22 protein-coding genes and 1 riboswitch are annotated in these 22200 nt (G+C 68.0%); of the genes, 6 read left to right on the top strand and 16 right to left on the bottom strand.

Annotation, left to right across the window (positions count from 1 at the left end; all coding sequences use genetic code 11):
- Nucleotides 1-39: 39 nt before the first annotated feature.
- A complete protein-coding gene (locus tag OHB24_RS12115; RefSeq protein WP_327639080.1) occupies nt 40-1017 on the top strand; it encodes a zinc-binding alcohol dehydrogenase family protein in 978 nt (325 codons plus the stop codon).
- 44 nt (nt 1018-1061) lie between these two features.
- Here the strand turns inward: OHB24_RS12115 and OHB24_RS12110 are convergent, their stop codons facing one another.
- Genes OHB24_RS12110 through OHB24_RS12090 form a run of 5 tightly spaced genes read right to left on the bottom strand, consistent with a single transcriptional unit; the run spans nt 1062 to nt 5493 of the window.
- Nucleotides 1062-2399, bottom strand: coding sequence for an LLM class flavin-dependent oxidoreductase (locus tag OHB24_RS12110; RefSeq protein WP_327639079.1), 1338 nt, complete (start codon nt 2397-2399; stop codon nt 1062-1064).
- A complete protein-coding gene (locus tag OHB24_RS12105; protein ID WP_327639078.1) occupies nt 2396-3106 on the bottom strand; it encodes an ABC transporter ATP-binding protein in 711 nt (236 codons plus the stop codon). The genes OHB24_RS12110 and OHB24_RS12105 overlap by 4 nt, the downstream gene beginning before the upstream one ends.
- Nucleotides 3082-3918, bottom strand: coding sequence for an ABC transporter permease (locus OHB24_RS12100; protein ID WP_327639077.1), 837 nt, complete (start codon nt 3916-3918; stop codon nt 3082-3084). Before OHB24_RS12100 ends, OHB24_RS12105 begins: the two co-directional genes overlap by 25 nt.
- Nucleotides 3915-4958 (bottom strand): ABC transporter substrate-binding protein, encoded by a 1044-nt coding sequence (locus OHB24_RS12095; RefSeq protein ID WP_327639076.1) that lies wholly within the window; start codon nt 4956-4958, stop codon nt 3915-3917. Before OHB24_RS12095 ends, OHB24_RS12100 begins: the two co-directional genes overlap by 4 nt.
- Nucleotides 4951-5493, bottom strand: coding sequence for a flavin reductase family protein (locus OHB24_RS12090; RefSeq protein ID WP_327639075.1), 543 nt, complete (start codon nt 5491-5493; stop codon nt 4951-4953). Before OHB24_RS12090 ends, OHB24_RS12095 begins: the two co-directional genes overlap by 8 nt.
- A 304-nt stretch (nt 5494-5797) precedes the next feature.
- Between OHB24_RS12090 and OHB24_RS12085 the strand changes: the two genes are divergently transcribed.
- Complete coding sequence (locus OHB24_RS12085) at nt 5798-6289, top strand: RNA polymerase sigma factor (protein WP_327639074.1); 492 nt, start codon at nt 5798-5800, stop codon at nt 6287-6289.
- Entirely contained in the window at nt 6282-6848 is a 567-nt protein-coding gene (locus OHB24_RS12080) for a methylated-DNA--[protein]-cysteine S-methyltransferase (protein WP_327639073.1), read from the top strand. Before OHB24_RS12085 ends, OHB24_RS12080 begins: the two co-directional genes overlap by 8 nt.
- Nucleotides 6849-6938: 90 nt before the next feature.
- On the opposite strand, the gene OHB24_RS12075 is transcribed toward OHB24_RS12080, so the two are convergent.
- From OHB24_RS12075 to OHB24_RS12040, 8 genes are all read right to left on the bottom strand, one after another.
- Nucleotides 6939-7622, bottom strand: coding sequence for a class I SAM-dependent methyltransferase (locus tag OHB24_RS12075; RefSeq protein ID WP_327639072.1), 684 nt, complete (start codon nt 7620-7622; stop codon nt 6939-6941).
- A 229-nt stretch (nt 7623-7851) separates the two neighbouring features.
- Nucleotides 7852-8805, bottom strand: coding sequence for a hypothetical protein (locus OHB24_RS12070; protein ID WP_327639071.1), 954 nt, complete (start codon nt 8803-8805; stop codon nt 7852-7854).
- Between the two features lie 92 nt (nt 8806-8897).
- Complete coding sequence (locus tag OHB24_RS12065; protein ID WP_327639070.1) at nt 8898-9800, bottom strand: 1-aminocyclopropane-1-carboxylate deaminase/D-cysteine desulfhydrase; 903 nt, start codon at nt 9798-9800, stop codon at nt 8898-8900.
- 60 nt (nt 9801-9860) lie between these two features.
- Nucleotides 9861-11186 (bottom strand): purine-cytosine permease family protein, encoded by a 1326-nt coding sequence (locus OHB24_RS12060; RefSeq protein WP_327639069.1) that lies wholly within the window; start codon nt 11184-11186, stop codon nt 9861-9863.
- Nucleotides 11182-11299, bottom strand: a riboswitch (TPP riboswitch). Its footprint overlaps the gene before it by 5 nt.
- Nucleotides 11300-11317: 18 nt before the next feature.
- Nucleotides 11318-11977 (bottom strand): alpha/beta fold hydrolase, encoded by a 660-nt coding sequence (locus OHB24_RS12055; protein WP_327639068.1) that lies wholly within the window; start codon nt 11975-11977, stop codon nt 11318-11320.
- The gene (locus tag OHB24_RS12050; RefSeq protein WP_327639067.1) at nt 11974-12783 is read right to left on the bottom strand and encodes a hypothetical protein; all 810 of its coding nucleotides are present in this window, start codon (nt 12781-12783) and stop codon (nt 11974-11976) included. Before OHB24_RS12050 ends, OHB24_RS12055 begins: the two co-directional genes overlap by 4 nt.
- A gap of 30 nt (nt 12784-12813) precedes the next feature.
- Complete coding sequence (locus OHB24_RS12045) at nt 12814-13680, bottom strand: DUF3152 domain-containing protein (protein ID WP_327639066.1); 867 nt, start codon at nt 13678-13680, stop codon at nt 12814-12816.
- A 48-nt stretch (nt 13681-13728) separates the two neighbouring features.
- Nucleotides 13729-14922, bottom strand: coding sequence for an ATP-binding protein (locus OHB24_RS12040; protein ID WP_327639065.1), 1194 nt, complete (start codon nt 14920-14922; stop codon nt 13729-13731).
- A gap of 150 nt (nt 14923-15072) precedes the next feature.
- Between OHB24_RS12040 and OHB24_RS12035 the strand changes: the two genes are divergently transcribed.
- Nucleotides 15073-16086: a GTP pyrophosphokinase gene (locus OHB24_RS12035; protein WP_327639064.1), complete on the top strand. Its 1014-nt coding sequence runs from the start codon at nt 15073-15075 to the stop codon at nt 16084-16086.
- On the opposite strand, the gene OHB24_RS12030 is transcribed toward OHB24_RS12035, so the two are convergent.
- The 3 genes from OHB24_RS12030 to OHB24_RS12020 are packed head-to-tail and all read right to left on the bottom strand — an operon-like array spanning nt 16073 to nt 18496.
- Nucleotides 16073-17482 carry an MFS transporter gene (locus tag OHB24_RS12030; RefSeq protein WP_327639063.1) on the bottom strand — a complete coding sequence of 470 codons (1410 nt, stop codon included), beginning with the start codon at nt 17480-17482 and terminating at the stop codon, nt 16073-16075. The two genes, OHB24_RS12035 and OHB24_RS12030, sit on opposite strands and share 14 nt — an antisense overlap.
- A 44-nt stretch (nt 17483-17526) precedes the next feature.
- Complete coding sequence (locus OHB24_RS12025; RefSeq protein ID WP_327639062.1) at nt 17527-18021, bottom strand: hypothetical protein; 495 nt, start codon at nt 18019-18021, stop codon at nt 17527-17529.
- Nucleotides 18014-18496: a MarR family winged helix-turn-helix transcriptional regulator gene (locus OHB24_RS12020; protein WP_327639061.1), complete on the bottom strand. Its 483-nt coding sequence runs from the start codon at nt 18494-18496 to the stop codon at nt 18014-18016. Before OHB24_RS12020 ends, OHB24_RS12025 begins: the two co-directional genes overlap by 8 nt.
- Before the next feature lie 126 nt (nt 18497-18622).
- Here OHB24_RS12020 and OHB24_RS12015 point away from each other — a divergent pair, with 126 nt between their 5' ends.
- Nucleotides 18623-20383: an ABC transporter ATP-binding protein gene (locus tag OHB24_RS12015; RefSeq protein ID WP_327639060.1), complete on the top strand. Its 1761-nt coding sequence runs from the start codon at nt 18623-18625 to the stop codon at nt 20381-20383.
- Nucleotides 20380-22158 carry an ABC transporter ATP-binding protein gene (locus OHB24_RS12010; RefSeq protein ID WP_327639059.1) on the top strand — a complete coding sequence of 593 codons (1779 nt, stop codon included), beginning with the start codon at nt 20380-20382 and terminating at the stop codon, nt 22156-22158. The genes OHB24_RS12015 and OHB24_RS12010 overlap by 4 nt, the downstream gene beginning before the upstream one ends.
- Nucleotides 22159-22200 lie beyond the last annotated feature (42 nt).

Genomic DNA, 22200 nt, shown 5'->3' with positions numbered 1-22200 from the left:
GGAAGAAACTCTTTCACATGGTCAGGCAAGATTGGCGGCATGGACATGCGGGCGATCTTGCTTGAAGGTCCGGTGGAGCCGGAGGGACTTCGGGTGCGGCGGGTCGCGGTGCCGGAGCCGGCGGTCGGGTGGGTGCGGATCAAGGTGGAGGCGTTCGGCCTGAACCGGTCGGAGTACCACCTCCGCGCGGGCCTCGCGACGAACGCGCGGTTCCCGGTGATCCCGGGGATCGAGGCGGCCGGGACGGTCGACCTGGCGCCGGGCGGCGAGTTCGCGCCGGGGCAGCAGGTGGTCGCGATGATGGGCGGGATGGGCCGCGAGTACGACGGCGGGTACGCCGAGTACACCGTCGTACCGGCGTCGTCGGTGATCCCGGTGACCACCGATCTCGACTGGGCGACGCTCGGCGCGCTGCCGGAGATGCTGCAGACCGCGCACGGCTCGCTCCACACGGGCCTCGGGATCGAGCCGGGGCAGGCCCTGCTGGTCCGCGGCGGTACGTCGTCCGTCGGGGTGGCAGCCGCCGTACTGGCGAAGGAGCACGGGCTGACCGTGTTCTCGACGACGCGCAATCCGCAGCGCGTCGACGTACTGCGGGAGCTCGGTGTCGACCATCCGATCGTTGACGACGGCAACGTTGCGGAGAAGGTCCGGGAGATTCTTCCGGGCGGCGTACATGCGGCGCTCGAACTGGTCGGGACGAATGTCCTGCCGGACACGCTCCGGGCGACCGCGGTGCACGGCACGGTGTGTTTCACCGGAATGCTCAGCGACTCCTGGACGATTCCGGACTTCTACCCGATCGGATACCTGCCGAACGGTGTCCGGCTGACGGCGTACGGCGGCGAGAGCTCGGACCTGCCCGCGGACGCGTTCCAGCGGTACGTCGACCTGGTCGCGGCCGGCAAGCTCCCGATCCGGATCGACCGCGTCTTCACGATGGACGAGATCGGCGAAGCGCACCGCATCATGCAGGACGGCAAGGCGGTCGGGAAGCTCGTCGTACGGGTGAGTTGAGGGTGAGTTGAGGGTCCCGCCACCTGACGGGACCCTCAACGACCTCAGGCAGTCGCCTCCTGCAGCTGAGGAGTCCGTCCGGCGGGCCGCGCCAGACCGTAGTGCTCGCGCAGCGTCGTGCCGGTGTACTCGGTCCGGAACAGGCCGCGCGCCTGCAGGATCGGGATCACCTCGTCCACGAACGTCGCGAGGCCGGACGGGAGCACCGGCGGCATCACGTTGAAGCCGTCGGCCGCCCCGGCCTCGAACCACTGCTGGATCGCGTCCGCGACCTGCTCCGGCGTACCGGTGAACGTGCGGTGCCCGCGCCCGCCGCCGAGCCGGCCGATCAGCTCGCGAACGGTCAGGTTCTCGCGCCGGGCGAGCGTCACGATCAGCGTGTACCGGCTCTTCGCGCCCTCGATCTCGTCCTCGTCGGGCAGATCCGCCGGGAGTTGCTGATCGAACGGCAGGTCCTCCGGCGACACTCGCAGCGTCTTCGCCAGCTGCAACCGCGCGTACTCCGGCCGGATCAGCTCGTCCAGCTGCCGCTCCAGGCGCTGGGCCTCCTCGACCGTGGACCCGATCACGGGCACGATCCCCGGCAGGATCTTGATCGTCTCCGGGTCCCGCCCGAGCGCCGCCGTACGCGCCTTCAGGTCCCGGTAGAAGTCCTGCGCGTCCTCCAGCGTCTGCTGCGCGGTGAACACCGCCTCGGCGTACCGCGCCGCCAGCCCCTTGCCGTCCTCGGACGACCCGGCCTGGACGATCAGCGGGTGCCCCTGCGGCGACCGTGGCAGGTTCAGCGGCCCGCGGACCTGGAAGTGCCGCCCGACGTGGTCGATCGGCTGCACGCGCTCCTGGACCGCCCAGACGCCCTCGGCCTTGTCCGCGACCGCGGCGTCGTCCTGCCACGAGTCCCAGAGCTTGTACGCGACCTCGAGGAACTCCGACGCGCGGTCGTACCGCTCCGCATGCGCCGGCTGATCGGCGAGATTGAAGTTCTTCGCGGCCTCCGGCCCGGCGGTCGTCACCACGTTCCAGCCCGCACGCCCACCGCTCACGTGGTCCACGCTGGCGAACCTCCGCGCCAGGTTGAACGGCTCGTTGTACGTCGTGGACGCCGTGGCGATCAGCCCGATCCGCGATGTGGCGGCCGCGATCGCGGTGAGCAGCACGGTCGGCTCCAGCGAACCGGCCGGACGCCGCCCGACGTTGCCGAACAGCACCGGCGAGTCCGCGAAGAAGATCGAGTCGAACTTGCCGCGCTCGGCCAGCTGCGCCAGGGCCTGGTAGTGCGCCACCGAGGTGTTCGCGAACGGATCGCTCTCCGGCAGCCGCCAGGACGCCTCGTGGTGGCCGGTACTCATCAAGAACGCGTTCAGGTGCAACTGCCTACTCATACCGAAACTCCCAAAGCGTCGAGAAGCCGCGAGCGGACCGCGGCGAATCCTGGATCGGCCGCACTCCGCGGCGCGGGCAACGTGATGGTCTCCTCGGCGACGATCCGGCCGGCGTCGAGCACGATCACCCGATCGGCCAGCACGATCGCCTCGTCGACGTCGTGCGTCACCAGCAGTACGGCGGGTTGATGCGCCGCGCACAACTTCCGCAGCAACACGTGCATCTTCAACCGGGTCAACGCGTCCAGAGCACCGAACGGCTCGTCGGCGAGCAACAGCTCCGGTTCCCGCACCAGCGACCGCGCCAACGCGACCCGCTGCTGCTCACCACCGGACAACTCGTTCGGCCACGCCTTCTCCCGGCCGGCCAGCCCCACCTCTTCGAGGCTCTGCCGCCCACGCTCGTCCGCACCGCCCAGGCCGAGAACGACGTTCTCGAGCACTCTTGCCCACGGCAACAACCGCGAGTCCTGGAAGACGACCGAGACGTTCTCCGGTACGGCGAGCTCACCGGTTCCGTCGACGTCGTGATCCAGACCGGCCAGGGCCCGCAACAAGGTGCTCTTCCCGGATCCGCTCTTACCCAGCAGAGCGACGAACTCACCCGGTTCGATGTCCAGGTCCACTCCGTCCAGGACAGCGCGATCGTCGTACCGGCGTACCAGGTCGCGGACCTGCACAGTTACGAGGCCAACGTTCGTCGCCATGACAAGGCCCTCCTCTGGATCAGGCGGACGACCGCGTCGGACAGCAGGCCGAGGATGCCGTAGACGACCAGGCCGACGATGATGATGTCGGTCTGCCCGTACGTGCGGGCCAGTTCCATCATGTAGCCGATGCCGCTGGTGGAGTTGATCTGCTCGACGACGACCAGCGACAACCACGCGCCGGTCACCGCGAATCGCAGCCCGAGCAGGAATCCGGGCAGTGCGCCCGGCAGCACCACGCGCCGGATGAACTCCCACTGCGACAGGCCGACGGTCTGCGCGAGCTCGACGTACCGGCTGTCGATGGTGCGCAGGCCGTTGTGGGTGTGGATGTAGATCGGCACGAACACCCCGAGCAGGATGGTGACGATCTTCATCGACTCGCCGATGCCGAGCCAGAGGATCAGCAACGGCAGCAGGGCCAGCGACGGGATCGCGCGCTTGATCTGGATCGGCCCGTCGAGGACCGCCTCACCGAGCCGGGACAGGCCGGAGATCAGCGCGAGGACCACGCCAAGCACGATGCCCAACGCGAGACCGATCAGGGCCCGCTGCGCGGACGTCCACAGGTTCGACTGCAGGCGGCCGTCGGCGATCAGGTCGCCGGCCGTGGTCACCACGGTCCACGGCGCGGACAGTACTCGTTGGTCGATCCAACCGGTGGCGGATCCGACGCTCCAGATCACCAGCAGGAGCACCGGCCCGATCGCGGCTCCGAACCTGATCGGCTTGCCGGGCCCGAGGCGCCGGCGCCGTACGACGGGAGCCGAGGACGTGCGCTGCCTCAGTCCGGGAAGCGCGGTCGCACTCATTTGGCACCTCCCTTGATCGCGTCCGCTGCGACGGTCTGGAACCGCAGGTCGTACAGGTCCTTGGCCTGGATGACCTTGTTGCCGGTCTCCTTGGCGAGCAGCTCGATGGTTTGCTGCTGACGCTCGATCGCGTCGCTCCAGTCGGCGCTGATGTCCGGGTGCCCGGCGTTGTCGACGAGCCACTGCCCGTCGGCCTCGGTCAGTCCCTGGTCCTTCACGTAGTACCCCTGGATCCATTCCTTGGGGTGCTTGTCGATCCAGTCCTGCGCGACGCCCCACGCGGCGACGTACGCGCGGATCGCGGCCGCCTTGCCCGGGTCCTCAAGGGATTCGACCGGGCCGTAGAGGTGACCGGCGTCGTCGCGGATCCCGTGCGGGATCGTCGTCGCGCCGTCCTTGCCGTACTTCGTCAGGTAGCGCTTGATCTGTACGCCGCCGATCGGGGCGACGTCGACCTGCTTGCCGGAGAGCGCGTTCGAGTACACGTCACCCGTGCTCGGCAGCTCGACCAGCTTCACGTCCTCCTTCGTCAGGCCGGCCTTCTGCAGCACCTTGAGGACCAGCGCACCCTGCGCCTGGCCGGGGCTGTACGCGATCTTCTTGCCCCGCAGGTCGCCCAGCGTCTTGACCGAAACCCCAGGAGCGATGCCCAGCTGGTAGATCGGGTGGTTCAGCGGGTCCTTACGGAACTTGGAGGCGACGATCTTCACCTGCAGGCCGGTCCAGGTCGCGTGGATCGGCGGGATCTCGGCAACCGAACCGAGGTCGAGCGCGTGCGCCCGGAACGCCTCGGTGGTCTGCGGACCGCCGCTCAGGTTCGCGAACTGGACGAACTTCGAGACCTTGTCGAGCTGGCCGGACAGCTTGAGCGCGACCTGGGTGGCGGGGTCGCCGACCACGATCTTCGTCCCGTCGGGGACCGAGGTCGGGAGCGCGGCGTCGAGCGAGAGCTTGGCGGCATCGTCGGCGGCCGCGTTGCCACTGCATCCGGTGACGAGCGCGAGCAGGGCGAGGGCGGAGTAGAGGCGTTTTCTAGACATGGTGTGCTTTCGCGTAGCGGCCGTCGTGGTAGAGCAGCGGCTCGTGCTCACGACGCTCGGTGTGGGTGGCGAGGCGGGCGACGACCAGATAGTGGTCGCCGACGGCGAAACGGTGCGCGATCTGCGCGCGCAGGAAGCTCGGGGCGTCGTCGAGCGCGGGCTCGCCGGTGGCCAGCCGCGACCAGCGGGTCGGTTCGGCGAACCGGTCGATCCCGCTGGTGGCGAACCGGCCGGCGATCGCGTGCTGATCGGCGGACAGGAAGTTGATCACCACGCTGCTCGCCGTACTCACGGTCGGCCAGCTGGAGGCGCTGGTCGCGATCGCGAACGAGACCAGCGGCGGCAGCAGGCTGATCGAGACCAGCGAGGTGGCGGTGAAGCCGACGGGGCCGTGCCCGGCGTCCGCGGTGATCACCACGACGCCGGCGGCGTGGCGACGGAACACGGAACGGTAGACGTCGGCGTCCACCGCCCGCTCCTCGGAACGATCGGGTACGACGGCCAGGGCAGGACGATTCAGGGCAGGTACAGACATGTCTCTCCCTCAGAACGGGGCAGGGACCACAGGTGATGTAAGAGGCGTGATCAGACAGGCCTCATGCAGGCAGCAGCGAGAGAACGGGTCACCGACAGGTGGCGCTCGCCGTCCGCAGCAGATCGATGACGCGACGGCGGGTGAGGAGTGTCGTCGTCATGTCAGCTATCTTCACATCAATGTCTATCGGGAAACTAGACAATCTCGACATCCGGGACGGGTGTCCGAAACCGACCACCCCCTGGGACGACACGCCGTCGGCTTGCCCTCACACCATCGGCGGTCGGTGCGTTCTACTGACGTGATGGTTCGGGAGAAGGTCGGATTGCCGCCGTTCCAGGCTTTGATCGACGCGCACTGGCGGGACGTCGCCAGATTGGCGCGGGCGATGGCAGGCCAGGACGGCGACGACGTCGCGCAACGCGCCTGGGAGAAGGCGTACGCGGCGTACCCGGCGCTGACCTCGGCGAAGAACCTGCGCAGCTGGCTCCTCACCATCACCGCCCGGTGCGCGACCGACGTCCACCGGGCGCGCAAACCGCAGCGCCCGCTGGACGAGGCACCGCCGGTCGCGGTCGACGGGCCGGAGGCCGCGGCCTGGCCGGATCCCGACCTGTGGCGGGCGGTCAACGAACTCCCGGAGCGGCAACGCTTCGCGATCACGCTCAAGTACGTCGGCGACCTGGACCACCACGGCGTGGCCGCCGCTCTGGACACCACGCCCGCCGCGTCGCGCCGGCTCGTCAGCGACGCGCTGGCGACCCTGCGCACGAATCTCGGAGTACACGATGACTGATCTCGAGAGCCGGCTGACCCGGCTCGACCTACCTGACCTGAGGCCGCCCGTCCTACCCGACGCCGACGTCGCCTACACGCTGCACGACACCCCGATCGGGACGATGCTGCTTGCCATCACACACGGGCGGGTCGTCGCCAGCTCGTTCGACGACGAGGAGACGATGACCACGCGGCTCGCCCGAGCCGTGTCCCCGCGAGTACTACGGCAGCCTCGGCCGCTGGACGACGTACGGCGACAACTCGACGAGTACCTGTTCGGTGACCGCCGGGCCTTCGACGTCGAGGTGGACCTGGTGCTCGCGACACCGTTCCAGCGGCTCGTACTGAACGATCTGCCGACGCACACGAGCTACGGCGCGACGACGACGTACGGCGCGGTCGCGAGCGACATCGACAAACCGAAGGCGGCGCGGGCGGTCGGCACCGCACTGGGCGCGAACCCGGTCTGTGTCGTGCTGCCCTGCCATCGGGTGGTCGGGGCGAGCGGCGCGCTCACCGGGTACGCCGGCGGGTTGGACGCAAAACGATTCTTGCTGAATCTCGAAGCAAAAAGCTGAGTTTTCCGGAATTGCCGGGAATGGTTTTACACTCGGTCGAATAAGGAGCAGATCCCCAATGTGGAGTGGGGATCTGCTCCTGTTGACTTGTCAGGAAGTTGCCGGCTGGTGGATCTCCAGGATCAACCGGCGGCGACCGCCCCAGTCGCGTTTGTAGACCTTGTAGTCGTCGATTCCGGCGGCCGCGCAGAGCCGGCCGTAGCTGATCTCGTCGTGGATGAAGTGCACGCTGCTGCGGTCGTCGTCGTGCTCGGTGGTGACGATCCGGTGCTCCGGGCCCTGCCGCATCCCTCCTGCGATCTCGCCCGCGGTCGCCGGTCCCCAGACCGGGCCCTCGATGATCGCGATCCCGCCCGGCTTCAGCACCCGGGAGATCTCGCAGATCGTGGAGATCTGCTCGTCCTCGGCGAACAGCTCGTGGAACGCCGTCCACAGGCAGATCACCGCGTCGAACGAGTCCCATTTGTACGGCAGATCGGTCATCGAGCCGATCGCCCAGTCGATCGCGAGCTCCTCCTCGGCGGCCTTGGCGCGCCCGGCCTCGAGCAGGTTCGGCGAGATGTCCAGCCCGCGCACGACCTTGCCCGCGCGGCGCAGCGGCAGCGCGACGCGCCCGTACCCGCAGCACAGGTCGAGCACCGACTCGTGCCCCTCCAGCAGCTCCTGCACCGCCTTGACGATCAGCGCGTCCCGCTCAGGCGACGTACGCGCGGCCAGTCCGTCGGCCCCAAGTTCCGCATACTCGGCCCGACTACGCAGTGCGGAATTCAACATGCGGCAAGTATTCCGGCAACTCCGGGTCAGTTGTCCAGCGGCTACCAACAAAGAGAACTCGTACCAGCTGAGGAAAGACAGATGAGGAGGAGGTAGTGAGCCCACGCAGCGCTAACGCGCGGCTCCTTCGTCGCCGTGCTGCGCGCCGCTCCCACCCACCCCGGACTGTGGTTATGCACTAGCGGCGGACCGCCCAACCCGGCCGCACCCGCAGCTCAGGCAGCCGCGATCAACCGGGAAGCACAACCACTGTGGATCCGTCGGGTGTGACTCTGACGGTCCAGTCCGTGATAGGTGGCCAGCCCGCTGCTTGCCAGTCCTGGTACGTGTGTTCCACTTCGGCCCAGAGGTCTCGTTCGCCGATGAGGCTGACGGTTTGTCCTCGTACCTGGGCCCACGAACCGTCCGCTGTGCTCAGGGTGATTTCGCCATCGTGGAACCACGACCAGACGTTCGGGTTACTTCGCCAGCAGTACAAGCCGAATGCTTGGTCGTTGAGGATCTCGGGCTGGGCGCGGACGGCTCGCGTTTCGATCAGCTCAGCACGGCGTTGGTGTTCGTCGAGGGTGAGTTCGGGAAGGGTATGGCCGATCTCGGCGTACTCGGGCACCTTGCGAGCGCTCATGAAATACCCACGTGGCGGCATCAGGCGGCCTGTGGCGCCTCGACCGTCTTCGTCGATGGTGAGCTTCACCCAGGCGCCGACTTGGCTGTTGGCTGGTGGGCGGAGGTCGGTCAGGAGGATCGCGCCCGGCTTGCTCCAGGTGATCCATTCGTAAGGGATCTTGGCGACGGCGTGTGTGGACAGGATCCGGTCGTAGCTACGCGGCTGGGGTGCGGTGGACGGGTGGTATCCGAGCTCGGCGAGGCGTTCGAGCGCCGTGAGCCGAAGTTCGGGGTCGATCTCGGTCGTGGTGACGGCACTGTCGCCGAGTAGGTGGCAGAGGATGGCGGCGTTGTAGCCGGTCCCGGTGCCGCTCTCGAGGACCGCCATGCCTGGGCTGATCTGCAGTTCTTCGATCATGTCGGCCATGACCGACGGCATCGAAGAGGACGAGCTCCAGACGAAGCTGTCGGCTTGGCCTTGAACAGGTTTGGTCTGCGTCATCAGAGCTTGGTCGGTGTAGACCGCATCCAGGTACTGCGGGTCAGCTCGGCCATACAACTCGTCGTCAGCCCCCACGGACGCTCCATGACCGGCCGCTGGCTCGGCTTTGGCAAGCAGTTCAAGGTAAACACCGGCGACTGGCACCTCGACTGGCTCGACGACTGAGCTCACACCTCAGGAACCTCGGCAGATCCACTGATCAGAGCGACAATCGTCGCACCCGGGATGACGACTCCGCGACGCACCAGGTCGAAGATCGCGTACATCATCTTCGCCTCGTAGACCCAGTCCAGCAGCAGGCCGTACCGCTTCTCGAAGTCCTCGATGAATGTGTCCAGTTCGGCTGTGCGCTTCGCATAACCGCCGAAGTGGTAGTCGCACTCAAGATGCCAAGTGCCCGACCGTGCACCGTAGGCGGATGTCTGGAGGTCGACGATCTCCTTCTCCAGAAACGCGCCACCCTTCAGAACCGGCACACCGACAGCCGACTGGTGCCGGTCGAGTCCTGCGGCGACTCCTGCCAGAGTTCCGCCCGTGCCGACGGCACAGAACAACACATCGAACGGCTCCGTCATCTCGGCCGCGATCTCTGCACAGCCCACGACAGCCTCCCTGTTACTGCCTCCCTCAGGCAGCAGGTAGACCTCGCCGAACTCGCGGCGCAGGCGGCCGATGACAGCCTCCGACGTCTTGGCGCGGTACGTGGTCCGGTCAAGGTAGGTGAGTCGCATGCCGCGCGCGGCGGCGTACGCGAGAGACGGATTCAGTGGCAGATGCTCCTCCCCACGAATCACGCCGATGGTGTTGAAGCCTTCGTAGTAGCCGACCGCGGCGGTTGCGCGGATGTGGTTCGAGTACGCACCGCCGAATGTCAGCAGGGTGTCGAGGCCCAGCCGTCGCGCGGCAGCGATGTTGTACTTCAATTTGCGCCACTTGTTGCCCGGAATCTCGGGATGAATCAGGTCGTCACGCTTCAGCAGAACGCGAACCCCCGCAGCACCGAGGCGGTCGTCGCGAAGTTCCGACAACGGCGACGGCACCTGAAGATCCACCGACCGAAGGTCATCCACCACCCCACGATCGCACAACAACACCAATCAGCAGTACGGAGTTCGCCATGCCACTCAGGCTCAGGCAGCCTGCCGCCGACCAATCCGGCCGAGGAGAATCGCGGCGACCATCGAGACGATGATTGAGGTGTACGTTGCGCCGAGCCAGCTGGGGACCGGCTGGTTGTTGAAGAGGGTTTGCTGGATGTTGGTCCAGAACGGGGACCAGCCGGAGACGGTGCCTGGGTTCACCAACTGGTAGGCGACGAAGCCGATCAGCCAGGCGGCGGTCGGTTGCCAGCGGAACTTCGCCGTACCGGAGACGTCCCACTTCATCTTGCTGACCACGAAGAAGTCCGCGATCGCGACCGCGAACAACGGGATGAACACCGAGCCGATCAGGTACAGGAACTGCGTGTAGTTGCCCAGGTCGATGAACAGCGCGATGCCGGTGGCGAGTACGCCGATCGCGACCGAGATCCACCGCCGGTCGATGTGGCCGATCAGGTTGTGCGCGGCCATCGTCGTCGAGTAGACGTTCGCGTACGCCTCGTCGACCTCATCCACCAGCAGGACGAGCAGGGCGATCGCACCGGCAGGCAGCGTGACCAGTGCGGTGATCACGTCCTCGCTGTTGGTCTGCAGTGTCGCCACAGCGACGACACCGAGCGCGTAGTACGCGATCGCCGCCAGGCCGTAGCCGAGTGCTGACCCGCCGAACGCGGCCTTGTTGGTCCGCGAGTGCCGCGTGTAGTCCGCGGCCAGCGGCGCGAACGACACGACACCGGCAGCGGCCAGGTCGACGGCCGGCCAGAAGCCGAACACGCTGTCCTGCGGCAACGCGTGCACCGGCTTGCTGAGCACCTGCACGAACAGGAACACCGACGCGAGCAGCACCAGCCAGACCATGAACTTCCGCAGGATCTTCACGCTGCCGAGCGGACGAACGGCCATCGCGGTGGCGATGATTCCGGCGAGTACGACGAACAGCCAGCGCCACCGCTCATTCGTGACCGCGACCGCGGCCTGCGAGATCACGATGATCTCCATCGTCGCCCAGCCGACGTTCTGCGCGATGTTCAGCACGGTCGGCGCGATCGAGCCGCGGCGGCCGAACAGACCACGCAGGCTCGCCATCGCAGGCGCACCGGTCTGCGACCCGAACACGGCCGCGCCACCGAGCACGAGCGCACCGATTCCACAGCCGACGACCACCGCGAGCAGCCCCTGCCAGAGCGAGCCGGTGTACGCCGCCACGAGCGCACCGGTCACCGGGCCGAACAGAGAGATGCCGAAGTTGCCCCAGAGCGTGAACTGGTCGAAGAAGCCGAGCGTGCGCGGCGCATCGGTGGTGAGGACGAGCGGTGCCTCGGTGGTACCGGCAGGACGAACAGCTGTATCGGTCATGAGTGACCCCAATCCCTACGCCGGCATTACCCGGTCAGGTTCAGGCGGTCGGCGACCCAGCTGTCGCCCTCTCAGCCCGCGCATCCTCGGTGCGAGCTCCCGCATAGGTTTGTGCTGCTGATCTTAACTCGTCAGCTACTTGGTGGAAGAGCGGCTGCTCGTTCTATGAGAGCGGCCAGCTCGGGACCGTTCGTGACGACCGGCATGTGCGCCCCGGAGTCGAGCGTGCGGGCCTCGCCGTGGCTGAGTTCCGCGAGCCGCTCGACCCACTCCGCCGTACACATCAGGTCATGCTTCCCGCGCACGAGGACGACCGGCGCCTGGACGCGGGGCATGACGGCAGCCAGGTCGTGGTGCCTCGACGCTTCCGCGGCGCGGGCGATCGACGGCAGCGTCGTACGGGCGTACTGCGGACTGATCCGGACCAGCTTCGGCGCGTCCGGGATGGCAGAGCCGACGAGCCGGACCGCGCGGTCGACCCAGCTCGAGAGCCGGACGTCGCCGGTCGGTGCGGCGAGGACGAGCGCGTGGGCCAGCTCGGGGTAGCGGATCGCCAGCTCGACGACGATCTGACAGCTCGCCGAGTGGCCGACCAGCACGGACCGCTCGCGGATCTTCCCGGCCAGCGTTACCGCGAGCGCACGGGGGTGCAGGTCCTCACGGGTGCCCGCAGGTTCGCCGTACCCGGGCAGGGTGACCACGTGGTACGGCGTGACGAGGTGCTCGACCGTCCGTGCGTACGACTCTGGGCCGAGGCCCAGGCCGGGCACGAGGACGACAGGTGCGTTCACTCCCAAGGAGCCTTGGCCGGGGCGCCCTTGACGACCGGGTTCGATACGTCCGGCTTCAGCTCGCGGTACCCGAGGAAGAGGCCGACGGCGAGGATCAGCAGGCCGAGACCACCCCAGCCGTACGCCGTGGGCAGCCGGTGGACCGCGCCGTCGCTGGCGCCCAGACCGGTGGACACCACCATGAGCAGCCAGACCAGGATCGGGATGATTGAGACCGCCACCAGGAGCAGACCGGCCAGCTCGGCCGGGTCGGGGCGGCGACCGGCCTTGTAGCGGGCCAGCGCGTCGCGGATCCACATCACCAGCGCGGCGGTGCCCACCACCACGAGCAACAGCTGGCCGATCGCGTCGAGCACGTCAGTACGCAGCGGGTGGTTCAGCGCAGAGCCTGGCGCCTGCGAGATCTCCCGGAGCGCGACGCGCTGCACGGAGACGACCAGCAGCCCATAGATCGCAGCGATGAACGCGGCCAGTCCTACGACCCGAGCTGCACGAGGGTCACGCGAGTGCTCCTCGCGGCCGTACGTCGGGAGCTCATGCGGCTCAGGGCTCGCCGGAGCGCCGTACGGTGCACCGGGGCGGTAGGCCGGGGGCTGGTGGTACGCGGGGTTGCCCTGCGTAGGTGGCTGCTGTGTTCCGTAGGGCTGGGGCTCCGCGTACGGGAACTGATCGGGCTGGGGTGCGTTGCCGCCGCCGTACGTGCCGCCGCCGTACGGCGTGGGCGGAGCGAAGTGCTGCTCCTCGCCTGGCCCCTGCTGCTCGGGCTGCTCGTCCCTGCCGTACGTCGGGAAGTCCTGTGACGACATCGTGTACTCCCTCCCGTCGTACCTAGCTTCTCAGGTCGCCTTCACCGTCGGCCAGGCGTTCGGCAGGCAGCCGGCCAGGCCCTTGGTCTGCTGCATCATCACCGGCGCGGGGGTCTTCGGGGTCGTGCAGGTCGAGTGCCCGTGGCCGAGCGCATGCCCGACCTCGTGGTTGACCAGGTAGCTGCGGTAGAGATCGACCTTCCCGTTGTACGCCGGGATCGCGTACAGCCACCGCTTCGCGTTGAGCACGACGCGGTCCTCGACGCGGCAGGAGACCTCACCGCCGGTGTCGAGCGGCAGGCACAGCTTGTCGGTCAGGGTCGGCGTGGCGAGGATGATCCGGAGGTCGGCGTCGACGCGGTCCGTCCGCTCGAAACTCACCGGGTGCACCGCCTGCCAGCCGCGCGGGTCCGTCAGCGTCTTGTGGATGGCCGCCGCGACCGCGGCGCCGTTCACCGACACACCCTGCTCGATCTCGACGCGGTACGTCATCTTGTCGCGCACACCGGTCGCCTTGTTGGACCCAGGCACCACGGCGAGTTTCCCGGTCGACACCAGGACGTTCGGCTTCGCACCCTTGGGCTTGCGCGTCAGGGTCGGTGCCGGCCGCAACGGAGTGGTGAACTTCTGCGTCGGCGTGGCAATCGGAACCGGGGTCGACTTGGGCGTCACCGACGCCACCGGCTCTTCCTGAGCAACCTCGTTGACCCCTGCAACCGCCTGCGCCGCCAAGCTGTTCCGGTGCGCGACATCCGGATGCGCCACCACCACGGTCCCCAGCACCGCCAACGCAGTCACCACAAGCCATTGCCCCTTGTACGACTTCCGCCGACTGTGCCGCCCACCCCGCCGCCGCCCAGACGTGTGTCCGCGCTGGCCGCTCCGCCGGGTGGTCATGACACGTGACCCTACCGATACCTGCCAGAGCACGAAACCCCGGTTTCGTTAAGCCGTCCTCGTACGCAGGAATTTTCCGAAGTGCGGCACGGTAAAGGCGACCGTGCCACGTTCGGCGGAGAAGACCAGGCCTTTCTTGATCAGGCCGTCGCGGGCGGGGGAGAGGGACTGGGGTTTGCGGTTGAGGGTGCTGGCTACCTCGGCGGTGGGGACGGAGCCGTCGTCGACGCCGATGCCGAGTTCGGCCATGGCGCGCATGTACTCGCGTTCCGCGGGGGTGGCGCGTTCGTAGCGGGAGCCGAAGAAGCCGACGGTCAGCTCGGCGGACGCCTCGGGCCCTGCGACGGCGACGTCCTTGATGGTGATGGGTGAGGTCGGTGCGTGGTCCCAGGTCGAGTGCGCGAACGCCTGCACGAAGTACGGGTACCCGTCCGTCTGCGCGTACAGCTCGTCCAGCGCCTCCTCGTCGTACTGCACGCCTTCGCTCTCGGCCGGCACCATCAGCGCCCGGTCGCATGCCTCCCGCGCCAGGCGGTCCACACGGATGTAGCGGAACAGCCGCTCGGAGTACGACTTGCTGGCCGACAGTACGGCGGGCAGATGCGGCAGGCCCGCGCCGACGACGACCAGCGGCGCGCTCTGCTGCGAGATCTCGTGACACGCGGCGCACAGCGCGGACAGGTCGTCTGCACTGATGTCCTGCATCTCGTCGATGAACAGCCCGACCCCGACGGTCAGGTCGCCGGCCAGATCCGCGGCGTCGCTGAACAGCTCGATCAGGTCCATCTCCAGGTCACCGGAGTCGGCCCGGCCCTTCGCCGCGGCCACGTCCACCGGCGGATGCCAGCGGATCCCTTTCCGGTCGTTCGCCGCCGTACGCAACGCAAAAGCCTTCAGTACGGCGCTGAACTGGTCGACCTTCTCGTCGTCGCGGTGCCGGTGTCCCAGCTCCCGCATCGCCGTGTGCAGCGCCTGCGCGATCGGCAACCGGATGCTCTGGTCCGGTCGCGCCTCGATCTTCCCGGTGCCCCACGCCCGCTTGATCGCCTGCGAACGCAGTGTGTTGAGCAGCACCGTCTTACCGACGCCCCGGAGTCCGCTGAGCACCAGGCTCCGCTCCGGTCTGCCTGCCGCGACCCGTTCGAGCACCACCTCGAACTGCCGCACCTCGGTGTCGCGTCCGGCCAGCTCAGGCGGCCGCTGACCGGCGCCGGGCGCATAGGGATTCCGGATCGGATCCATGCTGTCACTGTATGAGGCCGTCTAGCGTTTTCCGTAGATTGACCGATCAAGGACGAGAGCGTGTCGCGACAGATCTCTACAACTTTCTAGTGAATTCACTAGAAACCGATAGACACCACGAGCGACCTGAAGAGCACTAGGGTTCCGCCCATGGTGGAGTGGGTTCCGCAGGCCGGTGCGTTGTACGAGCGGGTGCACCAGCAGTACGTCGGCGGTGCGCGCAAGCTCGAGTCGCTGATCAACGAGCTGATCGGCGAAGAGGAAGGCATCAACTACCTGACCGCGACCGCGCGGGCCAAGGACCCCGAGTCGTTCCTCGCGAAGGCGTCGAAGCCGCATCCCGACGACCCCGCCAGACCGAAGTACGACGACCCGCTGAACCAGATCACCGACCTGGTCGCGGCCCGCGTCATCACGTTCCTGGTCGAGGCGGTGGACCGGGTCTGCGAGGTGATCGAGGAAGAGTTCGAGATCGTCGAGCACACCGACATGGGCGCGCACACCCGGGCGCAGGGCGTCTTCGGGTACGCCAGCAAGCACTACCTGGTCCGGCTGAACGATCACCGCCGTGAGCTGCCGGAGTACGCCGTACTGAAGAACCTGGTGATGGAGATCCAGGTCCGGACCGCGGTCCAGCACGCGTGGGCCGAGTTCGAGCACGACATCCGGTACAAGCTGGACATCCCGCCGGACCGCAAGCCCGAGTTCGACCGGCGGTTCCTGCTGGCCGCCGCGTTGATGGAGCTCGCCGACAACGAGTTCACCGAGATCGACCGGCTGTACCGCGAGCTGGCCGCGAGCGAGTCGGACAAGGCCCCGCTGGACCTCACCACGGCCACGCTGACGACGTACCTGACCCGCCGCTACCCGGACGCACCGCACGCGAAGACCACGCACTACGCCTGGATCCTGGGCGTCCTGCACCGCCTCGGCATCGACACGGAGGAGCAGCTCACCGAACTGCTCAGAGGTATCGACAGCGAAGCAGTACAGGCAGCCATGACACACCGGGCACCAGCCGGCACGGTACGGCGCCTCGACGACGACCTGCTCGCTGCCAAGGGCCCTTCCTACCTAGACCTGTTCCCTGACGAGGAGCGCCGCCAAAAGATCCTGCGCGGCCGGCTGAAAGCACTGGTCCGGGCCGAGATCATCCAGCCCTGACGAGGTCCTCCGCCGTACGCCGGGCCCACCGGGACGTAGTGATCAGCCCCAGTGCCAGTACGAGCACTCCGCAGCCCGCGATGATGTACCAGCACAGCCGGGCCGCGTCGACGAAGCCGGTCTCGAAGGAGCCGACCAGGCGCGCAGTGAGGACAGTGCCGGCGACAGCGACGCCCAGTGAGGCGCCGACCTGGCGGCTGGTGGAGGCGATGGCTGCAGCGACACCAGCCTGGGCTCGCGGCATGCCAGAGACGGCTGCATTGGTAATAGGTGCGTTCAGCATGCCGAAGCCGAGTCCGAAGACCAGGTAGGCGGCCAGCAAATGCACAGTGGCAGTAGTGGTGGTCAGGAAGGACAGCAGCAGCCCGGACAGGGTCAGCATGGTTCCGGCCACCACTAGTGGCAACCGTGGACCTCTGTGGCCGACCAGCCAACCGGACAGCGGTGCGAACACCACGGTCATCGCAGCCATCGGCAGCGTGAGCAGACCGGCATGCAGTGCAGTGAAACCACGCACCGACTGCAGGTAGAGCGAGTTGAGGAACAGGAACGCCGACAGCGCCGAGAACCCGCACACCGCGATCAGCGTGGCACCGGAGAACGGCGCGCTCCGGAAGAACCGTGGCTCCAGCAGCGGTTGGTCTCGACGACGTTCGTAGTAGACGAGCGTCACCAGTGCGGCCACGCACACGACGAAGCACCCGATGATCAGCGGCGACCCCCACCCAGCCGACTCGCCCTCGATGATCCCGTACGTCAGACCGCCCAGCAGCAGTACGACGAGCACCTGCCCGACCGGATCCATCCGCCGCGGCACGGCAGACCGCGACTCCGGCACGAAGAACGCAGTCATCAGTACGGCGGCCACCGCAACCGGCACGTTGATCCAGAAGATGAACCGCCACCCCGCCGCGTCCACGAGCGACCCGCCGACCACCGGACCGACCGCCATACTCAGCCCGACCACACCACCCCACACACCGATCGCCTGCGCACGCTCGCGCGGGTCCGTGAACGTGTTGGTGATGATCGACATCGCCACCGGGTTCAGCATCGACCCGCCGACGGCCTGCAGCACGCGGAACGCGATCAGCAGGTCGACGCTCGATGCGACTCCGCACAGCAACGACCCGATGCCGAAGAGCACCAGTCCGACCTGGAACGTCCGCCGCCGCCCGACGCGGTCCGCGGTCGATCCGGAGACCATCAGCAGGCTGGCCAGCACCAGCGTGTAGGCGTCGATCGTCCACTGCAGCTTCGCGACCGAGGCCCCGAACTCGGACCGGATCGCCGGCAGCGCCAGGTTCACGATCGTCGAGTCCAGACCGACGATGAACAGGCTGGAGCAACAGATCGCCAGCACCAGCAGCCGCCGCCCCCGCGTCAGCTCCTCCACCCGGCTCCCATCAACTTGTCCGACAAGCCGACGGTACCTCGCGGTCAGCGGGCCGGAGCGGCCAGGTCGCGCCGATCCCGGGATGCGGTCACGAAGAACTCCCGCGAACTCCGGGGAGCCCACAGCAGCGCCAGCGCCGCGATCTTCACCACCGCTGCAAGGACCATCACGACCTGCTGCACCACTCCGCCGACAGGCGTCGTGGCGACGAAGCCGTCGATGCAGGTGGTGACCACCAGCACCACTGTGGCCCGGATGCGCTGCCGTCCACGGCCGACGGCCACTGCAAGCCACGAGAACACCAGGGTGATGATCAGGTGGACCGCGCAGACGGACACCGTCGCATAGCGGACCGTGGCGTCGACTCCGTCGTTGCGGACCTGTCCGGCGAACGCAGGTGAGCTGCTGACCCAGTCCGCGATGGCTGATCGGTCAGTCGCGTAGAGCACAACGAACGCGATCAGTGCGACGAAGTCGAGTACGGCCGCCGCAACGAGCAGCCGGCGTACCCAACTGATTGTCGGTGGTCGTTCAGTCACTTCTCCTCCTTCGACGCCACCGGGGTCCCTCGCTCGACTCCGGAGCAGGTGCGGGTGGTCGCTGGGCCCAGGCCTGGTTGAGGCGGGTGATCAGGGCGGTGGCCGTCAACACGTCCTCGTCGGACCAGTCGGCGATCACGCTCGTGAACGCCGTGACGCCGGCCTGGACCGTCACCGCTATCTCTTCGCGTCCCTGGTCCGTCAGCTCGACCAGGAACGTGCGGGCGTCGTCGGGGTCCGGCTCGACCGCGACCTGCCCGGCCTGCTCCAACGCGGTCAGGTGACGGCTCGTGGCAGACGCGGTGAGCCGGAGCTCCGCGGCGATCGCGTTCGGCCGGATCGGGCCGCGGTCCGCGACCAGTCCGAGCACCCGGACGCGGGTCAGATCGAGCCGCCGCGAGATCCCCCGATGACCCTGATCGAGGAGCTCCATCACCGCCCGGGCGAAGTCTGCACGTTCATTTCGTTGCGCCACGAAACGATCGTACCAAGACAGCTCTGAAAACGGTTTGACGGAGTGTCGGCGGGGCCGCCTACGCTTGATGTATTCGCCTGGTCAGGTGCCTTCTTTCAACCCTTCTATGCCTCCTTGTGAGACGTCATGTCTTTGCGCCTTGTCCCGTTCGCCGATCCGGGTGTGCCCGACACCCGATCCGGCCTCCGACTCATCCTCTGGCTGGAGCACCAGCAACTGCGTGGGCAGATCCTCGCGGTGTTCTGGGGCCTCGTTTACTTCGGCGGTATCGCAGCCGCTCCGGTCGCCGTCGGTCTCGCCGTCCAGGCGGCGATCGACCTGTCCTGGCCCAAGCTGATGCTGGCCGGTGCCCTCCTGCTCGCCTTCGGCGCGGCCAAGGCCGGCGCCGACTCGTACTTCCACAAGGCCGTGGTGACCAACTGGATCAGTACGGCGTCCCGCCTGCAGCAGCTGCTGTTCCGCAAGGCCGCGGAGCTGGGCTCGCTGCTGACCCGCCGGATCGCCGCCGGCGAGGTGGTCGCCGTGAGCAGCGGCGACGTCGAGAAGATCGGCTGGTTCGTCGAGGTCCTCGGCCGGTTCGTGGCCGCGCTGCTGACCTGCTTCGCGGTCGTGATCGGCCTGCTGTTCTACGAACCGCAGCTCGGTCTGGTGGTCGCGATCGCCGTACCGGTGCTCGCGTTCTCGATCGTCCCGCTGATGGGTCCCGCGGAGCGCCGTGCGGACGAGCAGCGGGCCAAGGGCGGCCGGGCGACCGAGCTGGCCGCCGACACCGTCGCCGGCCTGCGCGTGCTGCGCGGCATCGGCGGTGAGCAGCTGTTCCTGGAGCGGTACCGGGAGGCCTCGCAGGAGTACCGGAGCAGTGCGGTCCGTAGCGCCCGGATGTGGTCGCTGATCGCGGCTCTGCAGGTGTTCCTGTTCGGTCTGTTCCTGGTGCTCGTCGTCTGGATGGGTGTCCGGCTGGTGACGTCCGGCCACATCTCGGTCGGCGAGCTGGTCACGACGTACGGCTTCATCACGTTCATGCTGGTGCCGCTGCACACGTTCGAGGAGACCGCGAGCGCGTTCATCTTCTCGAAGGTGTCGGCGCGCCGGGCCGCGCGGGTGCTGTCGTTGCAGCGGACCGACGAGACCAAGGGGACCGCTGCGGCCCAGCTGCCGGAGGGCGACGTGCTCGACCCGGTCACTGGGCTCCATGTCCCGGCCGGAAGCTTCACCGCGGTCGTCAGCGGCAACCCGGACCAGGGCGGTCTGCTGGCCGACCGGTTGGGTGGCCACAGCCCGTCAGCTGCCGGCGAGGCGTCCGTGCTGCTCGACGGCGTCGCCCTGGACGACATCCCGCTGGGGTCCGCGCGCACCGTCGTACTCGTGCAGGACAAGGACCCGGTGCTGTTGTCGGGGACGGTGCGCGAGCTGTTCGACGTACCGGCCAGTGGCGCGGTCTCACCCGAGACGGCGCTGGATGCGGCGCAGTGCGAGGACATCCTCGACGTACTGCGGCAGACGCTGCCTGCTGGTGAGTCCGACGCGATGAACGCGGTGCTGACCGAGCGCGGCAGGTCTCTGTCCGGTGGCCAGCGGCAGCGGGTGGCGTTGGCGCGCTCGCTGTACGTCGACCCACAGGTGCTGGTGCTCGACGAGCCGACCAGTGCGGTCGACGCGCACACCGAGGCACGGATCGCAGACGGTCTGCAGTTGTTGCGCGCCGGCCGGACCACGGTGGTGTTCACATCCAGCCCGCTGATGCTGGACCGGGCGGAGCGGGTCGTGTTCGTGCCGGAGGGCCGCGTCGAAGCGGTCGGCACGCACCACGAGCTGCTGCACACCAACGCGCGGTACCGCGCCGTGGTGACCCGTGAAGAAGAACCTAAGTTCGAGGAGTTCGCGTGAAGCGCCCCGAGTACGACCCGGCAGCGCCGCAGGAGGTAGTGCGGCTCCCGGTGGCAAGTGGCGCGACCGTCCGTGCCTACATCAAGGAGCTGTTCCGCCGCCACCGGCGCCAGTTCCTGTGGCTGACGCTGGTCAACACGGTGGCAGCGCTGAGCGGCATGATCGGTCCCTGGCTGCTCGGCAACGTGGTGCAGAAGCTCTCCGAGGGCCGCACCGACGTGGACCTGCCGTACGTCGTGATCGGCTTCGTCATCGCCCTCGCGGTGCAGACCGTGTTCGTGCGGCTGACCCGCCTGCGCGGTGCAGTGCTCGGCGAGGAGATGCTCGCGGATCTCCGTGAGGACTTCCTGGTCCGTGCGGTCGGGCTGCCGCCGGGCGTGCTCGAGCGCGCCGGGACGGGTGACCTGCTGTCCCGGATCACCACGGACATCGACCGGCTGTCGCATGCGATGCGCGACGCCGTACCGCAGCTGACGATCGCGATCATCTGGGCGTCGCTGCTGATCGGTGCGCTGATCGTGACCGCACCGGCGCTGGCCGTGGCCGTGGTGATCGCGGCGCCGATCCTGATCATCGGCGGCCGGTGGTACTTCCGCCGCGCACCAGCCGGGTACCGGTCGGAAGCGGCCGGGTACGCGGCGGTCGCGTCGGCGCTGGCCGAGACGGTCGACGCCGGCCGGACCGTCGAGTCGCACCGGCTCGGTGGCCGCCGGATCGCCGTGGGCGACACCCGGATCGGTCAGTGGGTCGCCTGGGAGCGGTACACGCTGTACCTGCGGATGATCCTGTTCCCGGTGATCAACATGACCCACACGGTCGCGTTGGCCGCCGTCCTGGTCATCGGCGGCGGATTCGCGATCCAGGGCTGGCTGACGGTCGGCGCGCTGACCACAGGTGCGCTGTACATCCAGATGCTCGTCGAGCCGGTCAACATGATGATCCGCTGGTACGACGAGTTGCAGGTGGCACAGGTGTCGTTGGCGCGGTTGGTCGGCGTCCGTGAGGTGGAGGCCGCCGCGACGACGAGCGAGGACGAGCCGGACGGGCGGACGGTGCTGGCCGACGACGTGCGGTTCGGGTACCTGGAGGGCCGCGACGTACTGCACGGGGTCACGTTGACGGTCGAGCCAGGTGCTCGCGTGGCGCTTGTCGGGCCGTCCGGTGCTGGCAAGTCGACGTTGGGCCGTTTGCTGGCCGGCATCTACTCGCCACGCGTCGGTGACATCACCTTGGGTGGTGCGGCGCTGGACCGGATGTCTGCCGAGCAGGTCCGCAGTCACGTTGCCTTGGTCAACCAAGAGCACCACGTGTTCGTGGGCAGCGTGCGGGACAACCTGCGACTGGCCAAGCAGGGCGCGTCCGACGCGGACCTGTGGGCGGCACTGCGGTCGGTGGACGCCGACGGCTGGGTGGCAGGGTTCGACGACGGACTGGACACCGAGGTGGGCTCCGGCGGGGTCTCGCTGACGCCGGCCCAGGCGCAACAGGTCGCGCTGGCGCGTCTGGTCCTTGCTGACCCGCACACGCTGGTCCTGGACGAGGCGACCTCGTTGATGGACCCGCGGGCGGCCCGGCACCTGGAGCGGTCGCTGGCGACCGTACTGGAGGGCCGGACCGTGGTGGCGATCGCACACCGGCTGCACACCGCGCACGACGCCGACGTGATCGCGGTCGTCGAGGACGGCAAGATCGTCGAGCTGGGGGCCCACGACGAGCTGGTCGACGCCGAAGGCGCGTACGCCGCGCTCTGGCACTCCTGGCACGGCGACCGATGACGGTGGGGTGTCCGGCGGAGTACCCGTCGGACACCCCAGCCC

The sequence above is a fragment of the Kribbella sp. NBC_00482 genome (genome assembly GCF_036013725.1).
GTDB lineage: Bacteria > Actinomycetota > Actinomycetes > Propionibacteriales > Kribbellaceae > Kribbella.
This window is presented reverse-complemented; position numbering and strand designations above follow the sequence as displayed.

What these genes read in the sequence shown, in the direction of transcription:
- OHB24_RS12115 (WP_327639080.1), top strand. Translation starts at nt 40, where the DNA reads ATGGACATGCGGGCGATCTTGCTTGAAGGTCCGGTGGAGCCGGAGGGA.
- OHB24_RS12110 (WP_327639079.1), bottom strand. Translation starts at nt 2,399, where the DNA reads ATGAGTAGGCAGTTGCACCTGAACGCGTTCTTGATGAGTACCGGCCAC.
- OHB24_RS12105 (WP_327639078.1), bottom strand. Translation starts at nt 3,106, where the DNA reads ATGGCGACGAACGTTGGCCTCGTAACTGTGCAGGTCCGCGACCTGGTA.
- OHB24_RS12100 (WP_327639077.1), bottom strand. Translation starts at nt 3,918, where the DNA reads ATGAGTGCGACCGCGCTTCCCGGACTGAGGCAGCGCACGTCCTCGGCT.
- OHB24_RS12095 (WP_327639076.1), bottom strand. Translation starts at nt 4,958, where the DNA reads ATGTCTAGAAAACGCCTCTACTCCGCCCTCGCCCTGCTCGCGCTCGTC.
- OHB24_RS12090 (WP_327639075.1), bottom strand. Translation starts at nt 5,493, where the DNA reads ATGTCTGTACCTGCCCTGAATCGTCCTGCCCTGGCCGTCGTACCCGAT.
- OHB24_RS12085 (WP_327639074.1), top strand. Translation starts at nt 5,798, where the DNA reads ATGGTTCGGGAGAAGGTCGGATTGCCGCCGTTCCAGGCTTTGATCGAC.
- OHB24_RS12080 (WP_327639073.1), top strand. Translation starts at nt 6,282, where the DNA reads ATGACTGATCTCGAGAGCCGGCTGACCCGGCTCGACCTACCTGACCTG.
- OHB24_RS12075 (WP_327639072.1), bottom strand. Translation starts at nt 7,622, where the DNA reads ATGTTGAATTCCGCACTGCGTAGTCGGGCCGAGTATGCGGAACTTGGG.
- OHB24_RS12060 (WP_327639069.1), bottom strand. Translation starts at nt 11,186, where the DNA reads ATGACCGATACAGCTGTTCGTCCTGCCGGTACCACCGAGGCACCGCTC.
- OHB24_RS12050 (WP_327639067.1), bottom strand. Translation starts at nt 12,783, where the DNA reads ATGTCGTCACAGGACTTCCCGACGTACGGCAGGGACGAGCAGCCCGAG.
- OHB24_RS12045 (WP_327639066.1), bottom strand. Translation starts at nt 13,680, where the DNA reads ATGACCACCCGGCGGAGCGGCCAGCGCGGACACACGTCTGGGCGGCGG.
- OHB24_RS12040 (WP_327639065.1), bottom strand. Translation starts at nt 14,922, where the DNA reads ATGGATCCGATCCGGAATCCCTATGCGCCCGGCGCCGGTCAGCGGCCG.
- OHB24_RS12035 (WP_327639064.1), top strand. Translation starts at nt 15,073, where the DNA reads ATGGTGGAGTGGGTTCCGCAGGCCGGTGCGTTGTACGAGCGGGTGCAC.
- OHB24_RS12015 (WP_327639060.1), top strand. Translation starts at nt 18,623, where the DNA reads ATGTCTTTGCGCCTTGTCCCGTTCGCCGATCCGGGTGTGCCCGACACC.